Consider the following 9,800-nt stretch of genomic DNA (forward strand, 5'->3'; position numbering starts at 1 on the left):
TGCGGTTGCGGTCGGAACAACACGTGGCGGACCGGGCCGCCCCCGCCGGCGGGGGCGGCGCGGGGGACCCCCCACACCCTGTCCCCGGCCGCGGCGGCCCCACCCCCGGGGCCGCGGTCGATAACCGTGGTTCGAGCGGTTACGACCGGGTCAGTGCCGCATAGCGGGCGGTGTGGTGCGCGGTGGTGCCGTACTCGTACTGCACCGCGGTGAGCCGCTTGAAGAAGTGGCCGATCGCCAGTTCCTCGGTCATACCCATGGCGCCGTGCAACTGCACCGCCTCCTGGCCGATCAGGCGCGCGGCCCGGCCGATGGTGGCCTTGGCGGCCGCGGCGGCCTTGGCCCGCTCGGCCGGCTCCGCGGTCAGCTTCAGGGTCACCAGGTACGTCGCGGCGATCGCCTGCTCGAGTTCCAGGTGCATGTTCACCATGCGGTGCTGCAGCGCCTGGAAGCTGGCGATCGGAACGCCGAACTGCTGGCGGGACTTGGTGTACTCGACGGTCTCGGCCAGCACCCGGCGCATCGCGCCCACGGTTTCGGCGCAGACCGCGGCGATCGCCTCGTCGATGGTGGCCGCGATCGCCTCGTCGGCGCGCTCGAGCAGCAGGGCGTCGGCGGGCAGGCGCAACTCCTCGAAGGTCAGGTCGGCGGCCTGGCGCTCGTCGATGGTGCGGAAGGACTGCGCGCGCAGCCCGGCGGGCGGGGCGGCCGGATCGACATCGACCACGAACAGCGCGTTCTCGCCGTCCAGCTGGGCGGTCACCAGCAGGTGGGTGGCCAGCGGGGCCGAGGTCACCACCGTCTTGACGCCGGTCAGCACCCAGCCGTCGCCGTCGCGCCGCGCGACGGTGGCGACCTTGGCGTAGTCGTAGCCCGAATGCGCTTCCAGCGCCGCGAATCCGGTGATGACCGCGCCCTCGGCGATGCCGGAGAGCAGGTCCTCGGCCCGCTTGCCGGTGGCCCGGCTCAGCAGGCCGCCGCCCACCACCACGGTGTCGACGTACGGCTCCACGACCAGCGCCGCGCCCAAAGCCTCGGCGATGACCATGATTTCGACCGGCCCGCCGCCGATGCCGCCCACCGATTCCGGCAGCGCGGCGCCCAGGATGCCGACCTCCTCGGCCAGCGAGCGCCACAGTTCGGGCTGCCAGCCGGCGCCCAGCCGCGCCGCGGCCCGGCTGGATTCGAGTTGATAACGCGCCGTGAGGAATTCCGTGACGGTGTCGCGGAGCAGTTCTTGTTCGGCGGTGAAAGAGAAGTCCATGGCTACAGTCCCAGGGTGGCTTTGGCGATGATATTGCGCTGAATCTCGTTGCTGCCGGCGTAGATCGATCCGGCGCGGTCGTTGAAGTAGCGCAGCGGGGCGACCGCCTGCCACTCGTCGCCGCTCACGAAACCGTCTGCGGGCGGCGTGAAATCGGCGATCGGACCACCGGGCATGGTGGCGTGCGGCTGGTAGGCCCGCCCGCGCGGACCCGCGGCCTCCAGGGCCAGCTCGGTGAGGGCCTGGCTCAGCTCGGTGCCCAGGATCTTGATGGTGGACGCGGCCGGACCCGGATCCTTGCCGCTGGAAACCAGTGCGAGCGTGCGGTATTCGAGAATCTCCAGCACATCCGCGCGCAGCCGGGCATCGGCGAGCTTGGCGGCGAACGCCGGATCATCGATCAGCACACCGCCGTCCGGACCGACCTGGGTCTTGGCGGCCTGCGCGAGCTCCTCGGCCATGACCTGCAGGGCCGGGGCCGCCGCGCCGCCGCCGCGCTCGAAGTTGAGCAGGAACTTGGCCACGGTCCAGCCGTCGTCGATGCGGCCCAGCACATTCGCCTTGGGCACCCGCACCTGATCGAAGAACACCTGGTTCTGCACCTGCTCGCCGGATGTCATGACCAGCGGGCGGATCTGGATGCCGGGCGCGTCCATCTCCATCAGCACGAAGGTGATGCCCTGCTGCTTCCTGGCCTGCTTGGAGGTGCGCACGAGCGCGAAGATCCAATTGGCCTCGCCGGCGTGCGTGGTCCAGATCTTGGAGCCGGTGACCACGAGATCCTCGCCGTCCTCGACGGCCGCCATGGACAGCGAGGCCAGGTCGGAGCCGGCTTCGGGCTCGGAGTACCCCTGGCAGAAGAAGACCTCGCCGGTGAGAATGCGCGGCAGGAAGAAGTCCTTCTGCTCGGCGGTGCCGAAGGCCATGATGGCGTGCGACACCATGCGAATTCCCATGGGGGACAGGTTCGGCGCCCCCGCCAGGGTGCATTCGCGCCCGAAGATGTAGTGCTGGGTCAGGCTCCAGTCGCAGCCGCCGTACTTCACGGGCCACGCCGGCGCGGCCCACCCGCGCTCGTGCAGGATGTGCTGCCACTCCATGCTGGCCTCGTGGTCCGGGTAGACGCTGGTGGCCAGGCGTCCGGCGCGGCGTAGTTCCGGGGTCAGATTCTCATCGAGGAAGTGGCGCACCTCATCGCGAAACGCCAGATCACCGGTCGACCAGTCGAGGTCCACGAATACTCCTTGTGCGAAGAACTGAACCCCACCATCTCATTGCGTCACCCCTGCTGGCAAATGTGCTGGCACCCGCCTTCACTTGCGGGTATTGACATTCCATTGTGGAGGAATATCCTGGACTTATTCACGTTCCATTGTGGAACATGATCGGGAGGATTCAGAGATGGACATCACCGCCGGAACCCGCGCATCCGACGCCGAGCGCGCCGAAGTGGCCGAACTGCTGGGTCGTCACATGAGCCACGGCCGGCTGGACCCGGCCGAATACAACGAACGACTGGGCCTGGTCTACGGAACCGCCACCCGGGAGGATCTGCGCCTGGTGCTCAGCGACCTGCCCGCGCTGACCGCGCCGCCGCGGCCGGGTGCGAAGGTCACCGGCCTGCCGATCTGGCAGCGCATCGAGGGCGGCGCCTGGCTCGGGGTGAGCGTGCTCGTCCTGCTGATCTGGGCCGCGATCTCGATCGGGACGGGTGAGCCGGCCTACTTCTGGCCGGTGTGGGTCATCGGCCCGTGGGGTGCGGTGCTCATCTTCCGCGTCCTCACCGGCTGGGAGGCCGGGGCCTGGAAGCGGCACCACTGGGCCCGGTGAATCCGGGCAAGAGGGTGAAACAAGAAGAACGGCGTCCCGATGAACACGGGACGCCGTTCTGGCACTTCGCCGGCTGAGTGAACAGCCACGCTCGCGAATTACAGCGAGGTGATGTTCTCCGCCTGCGGGCCCTTCTGGCCCTGCGCGATGTCGAACGAGACCTTCTGGCCCTCGGTCAGCTCGCGGAAGCCGGTGGCGGCAATGTTCGAGTAGTGGGCGAAGACGTCGGGGCCGCCACCGTCCTGCTCGATGAAGCCGAAGCCCTTTTCAGTGTTGAACCACTTGACGGTACCGGTAGCCACGATGGACTCTCCTCTTTGTTTGGTGCGATCCACACTTTGCGGATCTGATGTCGCTGTAATGATTCCCCATGGAATCACTGGAAACACAAATGCGCGCCTGCGTCATGGTCAGCAGGCGCGTACTGAAGTCTGTGAGAACCAAAAGTTGCAACGCCACGAGGCTACCTGATCTTTCAATGATCCGACGAATTGGCCCCGCGGGCCGAGTGTCGGCCGAACCGTCGGGCGGAGAACCGGACGCGTTCCCGGCATACTCGGGGCAATCGCGATCGAGCGGGTAGCCTGGGCGGCTGTGCATCTGAAGAGTCTGACGCTGAAGGGTTTCAAGTCCTTCGCGTCCGCGACGACGCTGCGGTTCGAACCCGGCATCACCTGCGTGGTCGGCCCCAACGGCTCCGGCAAATCGAATGTCGTGGACGCCCTGACCTGGGTCATGGGTGAGCAGGGGGCCAAGGCGCTGCGCGGCGGGAAGATGCAGGACGTCATCTTTGCCGGGACGGCGGGACGTGCGCCACTCGGGCGCGCGGAAGTGACGTTGACCATCGACAACTCGGACGGCGTGCTGCCGATCGACTACTCCGAGGTCTCCATCACCCGGCGCATGTTCCGCGACGGCGCGGGCGAGTACGAGATCAACGGCAGCACCTGCCGACTGATGGACGTGCAGGAACTGCTCAGCGACTCCGGCATCGGCCGGGAGATGCACGTCATCGTCGGGCAGGGACAGCTCTCGGCGATCCTGGAATCGCGGCCCGAGGACCGGCGCGCGTTCATCGAGGAAGCTGCGGGCGTACTCAAGCACCGCCGTCGCAAGGAGAAGGCGGTCCGCAAGCTGGACGCCATGCAGGCGAACCTCGCGCGCCTGACCGACCTCACCACCGAACTGCGCCGCCAGCTCAAGCCGCTGGGTCGCCAGGCCGAGGTGGCCCGGCGCGCGGCGACCGTGCAGTCCGAGCTGCGCGACTCACGCCTGCGCCTGGCCGCCGATGATCTGGTGAGCCGCCGCCGCGAACTGGAGAGCCAGCAGAGCAAGGAGTCCTACGCGCGCGAGCAGCAGGTCACCGTCCACGCCGAACTCGACGCCGCCAACGCCGCACTCGCCCAGCAGGAATTCGAGCTGTCGCGGCTCACCCCCGGCGCCGAGGCCGCGGCGCAGACCTGGTTCCAGCTCTCGGCGCTGGCCGAACGCGTCAACGCGACCATCCGTATCGCGCGCGACCGCGCGCGCAACCTCGCCATCGAGCAGCCCACCGGCGCCGGGCGCGACCCCGATCAGCTCGAGCGCGAGGCCGAACGCGTCGAACTCGAGGAAGCCGAACTGCTCGCGGCGGTCGAGATCGCCACCGAGACGCTGGAATCCGCGCGCGAGGCGCTGTACGAGCGGGAACAGGCGGCCAAGGCCGCCGAACAGGCGCACCTGGCGGCCGTGCGCGCCATCGCCGATCGCCGCGAGGGACTGGCCCGGCTCTCCGGTCAGGTCGACACGCTGCGGTCGCGTGCGCAGTCGGTGGACGGCGAGATCACCCGCATTTCGGCCTCCATCGCCGAGGCCCGTCAGCGCGGCGCGACCGCCGACACCGAATTCGAGTCCGTCCAGGAGGAATTGGGCGAACTCGACGCCGGCGAGGCCGGACTGGACGCCCAGTACGAACACGCGGCCGAAGCGTTGAAGCTGGCCGACGAACGAGTCGACGAACTGCGCGAGCGTGATCGCGAGGCGGGCAAGCGCGTTGCCTCGCTGTCCGCGCGCATCGAGGCGCTCACGATGGGACTGGCCCGCAGGGACGGCGCGGCGTGGCTGCTCGAACATCGCTCCGACGGGCTGCTCGGGCCGCTCTCGGGGCTGCTGCGCGTGCACGGCGGGTTCGAAGCCGCCGTCGCGGCGGCACTCGGGCCGCTCGCCGACGCGGTGGCCGCCGACACCGGACCGTCCGCGCACGCGGCGGTGCACGCGCTCAAGGAGGCCGACGGCGGACGCGCCGCGCTGGTGTACGCCGGCGCCGCGGCACCGGACTCGCGCGCACACGGCGAACTGCCGGGTGCGGCGCGCTGGCTGGCCGAGGTCGTGGACTGCCCGGACCACATGCGCGGCGCCATCACCGCGCTCACCACCGGCATTGCCGTCGCCGCGGATCTCGACGCCGCCGAGCAGGTGCTGCGCGCCCGTCCCGAACTGCGCGTGGTGACCCGCGACGGCGACCTCACCGGCGCTGGCTGGGTGCTCGGCGGCTCCGATCGAGCGCCGAGTCAGCTCGAGATCCAGGCCGAGATCGACGCCGCCACCGGCGAACTCGCCACCTGGCAGCGCACCGCCGAGGAACTCGAGGCCACCCTCGCGGGTGCGCTCGCCGAACAGACCGACCGCAAGGACGCGGTCGAGCACGCGCTGCTGGCGTTGCACGAGTCCGATCAGAACCTGGTCGCCATCTACGACCGGCTCGGGCGGCTCGGGCAGACCGCGCGCACCGCACAGCGCGAATGCGAGCGGCTCATCGCCCAGCGCGCCGAGACCGAGGCCGGGCGCACCGAGACCCTCGCCAAGCTCGAGGAACTCGAGTCGCGGCTGCGGCACGCCGAGGACGAGCAGTCCGAGCTGGGCAGTGAATCCGCGGGCACCGAGACCGCGGGCTACGCCCGGGAGGAGGCCGCCGCCGCCCTCGCCGAGGCCCGGACCATGGAGGTGGAGGCTCGCCTGAGCGTGCGCACCGCCGAGGAACGCGCGGAATCGGTGCGCGGCAAGGCCGACGGCCTGCGCCGGGCCGCGCGCGCCGAACGCGAGAACCGGGCGCGGGCCGAACGCCAGCACGCCGCCCGCACCCGCGCCGCCGAGGTCGCCGCCGTGGTCGCCGACTCCGCCGAGCGGATCGCCGCCCAGCTCGAGAAGGTGGTGGCCGAGGCCGCCGCCCGCCGCGACGAATTGGTGCGCCGCCGTACCGAATTCGCCGCGCAGGTGGATCAGACCAAGGAGCGCGCCCGCGCGCTCACCACCCAGCTCGCCCAGCTCACCGACACCGTGCACCGCGACGAGGTCGCGCGCGCCCAGGCCGCGCTGCGCATCGAACAGCTGGAAACCACCATCTCCGAACAGTTCTCGCTGGCACTGGACGATCTCATCGGCGAGTACGGCCCGGACACCCTCACCCCGCCCTCGGCCGTCGAGATGATCGAGTACGAACAGGCCCGCGAACGCGGCGAGGCGGTCACCGAACCGCAGCCCCTGCCGTTCGACCGGCCCACCCAGGAACGCCGGGCCAAGCGCGCGGAGAAGGACCTGGTCACCCTGGGCAAGGTCAATCCCCTTGCGCTGGAGGAGTTCGCGGCCCTGGAGGAGCGGTACAACTTCCTGGCCACCCAGCTCGAGGACGTCAAGAAGGCGCGCCAGGATCTGCTGGACGTGGTGGCCGAGGTCGACGCCCGCATCCTGCAGGTTTTCACCGAGGCGTGGGAGGACGTGGAGCGCGAGTTCGTCGGGGTCTTCGCCAAGCTCTTCCCCGGCGGCGAGGGCAGGCTGCTGCTGACCGATCCCGCCAATATGCTCACCACCGGCATCGAGGTCGAGGCCCGGCCGCCGGGCAAGAAGGTCAAGCGGCTCTCGCTGCTGTCCGGCGGTGAGAAGTCGCTGACCGCGGTGGCGCTGCTGGTGGCCATCTTCCGGTCGCGGCCGTCCCCGTTCTACGTCATGGACGAGGTCGAGGCCGCGCTCGACGACACCAACCTGCGCCGGCTGATTACACTCTTCGAACAGTTGCGGGAGAAGAGCCAGCTCATCGTGATCACCCACCAGAAGCCGACCATGGAGATCGCGGACGCGCTCTACGGGGTCAGCATGCGCGGTGACGGCATCACGCAGGTCATCTCGCAGCGCATGCGCGGGGAGAACCTGGTCGGGGCGGCAACCTGAATCCCGCTGAACGGGAGTGAAATACCCGACAGTGCGGGTATCTGAAACATGATCACCCACCACTGGGACGGCGAATACTGTCCGGTGACCATGAAGCGTTCTATTGCAGGTATCGCCCTCGGTGTCGCAGCCGCCCTTGCTGTTCCGGTCCCCGCGGCGCTGGCCGACACGGGTTCCTCGTCGCTGTCGGGTGGCGCCGGATCGTCGTCGCTGTCCGGTGGCACGGGCTCGTCCTCGCTGTCGGGCAACGGCGGCACCAAACCCAGCTACGCCCAGTGGATCGCGGACGTCACCGTGGTGGCCAACGAGGCGCAGGCGTACCTGAGCACCCGGCTGCCCGCCGCGGGCAAGCCCGCCATCGTCTTCGACATCGACAACACCACGCTCGAGACCACCTACAACGCCGCGCCCATCACCCCGGCCATCCCGCCGATGCTGGCCCTGGCCCAGTGGGCGAAGTCCCAGGGCGCCGCGCTGATCTTCGTGACCGGGCGGCCCGCGCTCATGGGCATCTACACCCAGGCCAATCTGCAGGCGGTCGGCTACACCGTGGAGCGGCTGTACGGCACCCAGCCGCAGACGCTTTCGGCCGGTTCGGCCGGGCTGGAGGCGTACAAGACCGCCAGCCGCATCGACATCGAGTCCAAGGGCTACACGATCGTGGCCAACATCGGCAACAGCGCCTCGGACCTGGCGGGCGGGCACGCCGAACGCACCTTCAAGCTGCCGGATTACGACGGCGCACTGAACTGAGCCCGGTGCCCGCGGCGAACGCGGGAGCCCGTGCCGAATAGTGCCGACGCCCCGGGGATTTCATCCCCGGGGCGTCGTGCCGCGACAGGAGTCCGCGCCGTGGCCGGCGTAGATCGCACCGAAATCACCGCCGCGCAGGCGGGTTTCGCCGATCGGTCGGCCCGTTGCGCTTCGGACGGTGGCGCCCGGACCGGGTGGCAGGGCGATCGGACAGCGGCGGCGAATCTCCGCTCGCCGAGGGCACGGCGCCTGTGCAGAATCGCCGTTCGGGGCGCGTCCCGTGGCCCCGACTTCGCGTGAGCCGGAACGAGGTCCCGTCCGGTGCCGACACCATGCTCCCCGAGTCGATGTCGTGGATCCAGCTGCGGGGCGGGTGAACGCCGATGGCCTGCCGCACCTCTGCGGCCGGCTGCGGCAGTGGTGCGGCCGCCCGTGTGCGGCAGGTCGAGCGATTCGGCGTCGGTCGAGATGATGCCGGCCGGGGCGCATCGGCCGCGGACCGCCGTGTCAGCCCGCCAGGCGCGCCTTCACCAGCGCCGCACCGATTTCGGTCAGCCAGTCGTCGAAAGTGCGCAGGCCCGGGTGGATTTCGCGCACCGCGGCGATGTCGGCGTGCCAGCCCTTGCCCTCGTGCGCGGTGAGCCAGACATTGGTCACCTCGGGGCCGATCGCGCGCGCCTCGGCCTCGGTGACCTCCTCGTATCTGACGGTGTGCCCGGTGCTTTCGGTGATGCGGGCGGCCGCCGCGTCCGGAGTGAGGTCGTCACCGGCCAGTTCCAGGACGCGGCCGTGGAATCGGTCCGGATCGGTGAGGGCCAGCACCGCGACCGCGCCCACGTCGGCCAGGGCGATCGTCTGCAGCGGGGCGTCGGCCACGAACAGGTGCCGGTGCACCCCGTCGTCGGTGAGGCCGTCCACCGGCGAGTTCCGCAGCAGGTAGTTCTCCATGAAGCGCACCGGGCGCAGGATGGTCCACCGCAATCCGCTGGCGCGCAGTGCGTCTTCGATGCGCCGCTTGCCGTGCGCGCCCCACGGGCCCTCCTCCTTCAATCCGGCGACGCCGGTGAACACGAGGTGGTCGAGACCGGCGGATTGCGCCGCCGCGACGAATGCTTCACCGCGTCCCGCCTCCAGTTCGGTGTCCCAGCCGCCCGCGGTGAATGTGGCGGGTGGCACGAGCAGCGCCGCCCGCACTCCCGCGAGCGCGGGGGCGAGGGTGGCCGGGTCGTCGAAGTCACCGACGGCCAGTTCCGCACCCGCCGTGGCGAGTGCGCGCGCCGCGGGCGCGTCCGGGTCGCGCACCAGCGCGCGCACCGGAATTCCGATATGCAGCAAATGTCGGGCTGTCGCTCCACCCTGCTGGCCGGTGGCCCCGGTGATGAGGATCGGATCGTGCTGAACAGACATGAAGTCGCGTCTCCTGGTTAGTATTCGGGTCAAGCAACCCGTATTCGGACGCTACGTCCGCCCCGACGCACCCGCCCACCCCCGCGACGAGAGCCCGTAACGAAATGACCGCCCGCCCCGCCTCCCCGCCCGGCTCCGCTTCCGCCCCGCGTGCGTCCGCGTCCCGCGATGTCGGCCACGATCCCTACGGCCTGTCCGCCCGCTCCGCGCCCGGCGCACGGGCCGACCTCGAGGCCGACCCGCGGCAACGGACCCGCCCCGGTTACGGCTCGGGGACACCGGCTTCCGGGCTCGACGGCGGTCCCGGCCTCGGCGGAAGGATCGGTACCGGCGACGTTTCGGC

Annotated in this window: 8 protein-coding genes; 4 read left to right on the forward strand and 4 right to left on the reverse strand. The window is 70.2% G+C overall.

Annotated features, from left to right (window positions below; all coding sequences use genetic code 11):
* Positions 1-139: 139 nt before the first annotated feature.
* Together ABZ319_RS17145 and ABZ319_RS17150 are read right to left on the reverse strand one after the other, a co-directional pair.
* Positions 140-1,264 carry an acyl-CoA dehydrogenase family protein gene (locus ABZ319_RS17145; protein ID WP_354987377.1) on the reverse strand — a complete coding sequence of 375 codons (1,125 nt, stop codon included), beginning with the start codon at positions 1,262-1,264 and terminating at the stop codon, positions 140-142.
* Positions 1,265-1,266: 2 nt separating this feature from the next.
* A complete protein-coding gene (locus tag ABZ319_RS17150; RefSeq protein WP_354987378.1) occupies positions 1,267-2,499 on the reverse strand; it encodes an acyl-CoA dehydrogenase family protein in 1,233 nt (410 codons plus the stop codon).
* Between the two features lie 166 nt (positions 2,500-2,665).
* Here ABZ319_RS17150 and ABZ319_RS17155 point away from each other — a divergent pair, with 166 nt between their 5' ends.
* Complete coding sequence (locus tag ABZ319_RS17155) at positions 2,666-3,094, forward strand: DUF1707 domain-containing protein (protein WP_354987379.1); 429 nt, start codon at positions 2,666-2,668, stop codon at positions 3,092-3,094.
* 98 nt (positions 3,095-3,192) lie between these two features.
* Here the strand turns inward: ABZ319_RS17155 and ABZ319_RS17160 are convergent, their stop codons facing one another.
* Positions 3,193-3,396 carry a cold-shock protein gene (locus ABZ319_RS17160; protein WP_354987380.1) on the reverse strand — a complete coding sequence of 68 codons (204 nt, stop codon included), beginning with the start codon at positions 3,394-3,396 and terminating at the stop codon, positions 3,193-3,195.
* A gap of 292 nt (positions 3,397-3,688) precedes the next feature.
* Between ABZ319_RS17160 and smc the strand changes: the two genes are divergently transcribed.
* A complete protein-coding gene (gene smc, locus ABZ319_RS17165; protein ID WP_354987381.1) occupies positions 3,689-7,297 on the forward strand; it encodes a chromosome segregation protein SMC in 3,609 nt (1,202 codons plus the stop codon).
* A 90-nt stretch (positions 7,298-7,387) separates the two neighbouring features.
* Entirely contained in the window at positions 7,388-8,050 is a 663-nt protein-coding gene (locus tag ABZ319_RS17170; protein ID WP_354987382.1) for an HAD family acid phosphatase, read from the forward strand.
* Between the two features lie 507 nt (positions 8,051-8,557).
* Here the strand turns inward: ABZ319_RS17170 and ABZ319_RS17175 are convergent.
* Positions 8,558-9,457 (reverse strand): NmrA family NAD(P)-binding protein, encoded by a 900-nt coding sequence (locus ABZ319_RS17175; protein ID WP_354987383.1) that lies wholly within the window; start codon positions 9,455-9,457, stop codon positions 8,558-8,560.
* Between the two features lie 104 nt (positions 9,458-9,561).
* Between ABZ319_RS17175 and ABZ319_RS17180 the strand changes: the two genes are divergently transcribed.
* On the forward strand, positions 9,562-9,800 hold a 239-nt coding region (locus tag ABZ319_RS17180; protein WP_354987384.1), incomplete at its 3' end, for a hypothetical protein.

The organism is Nocardia sp. NPDC005978, assembly GCF_040614455.1.
Lineage (GTDB): Bacteria > Actinomycetota > Actinomycetes > Mycobacteriales > Mycobacteriaceae > Nocardia.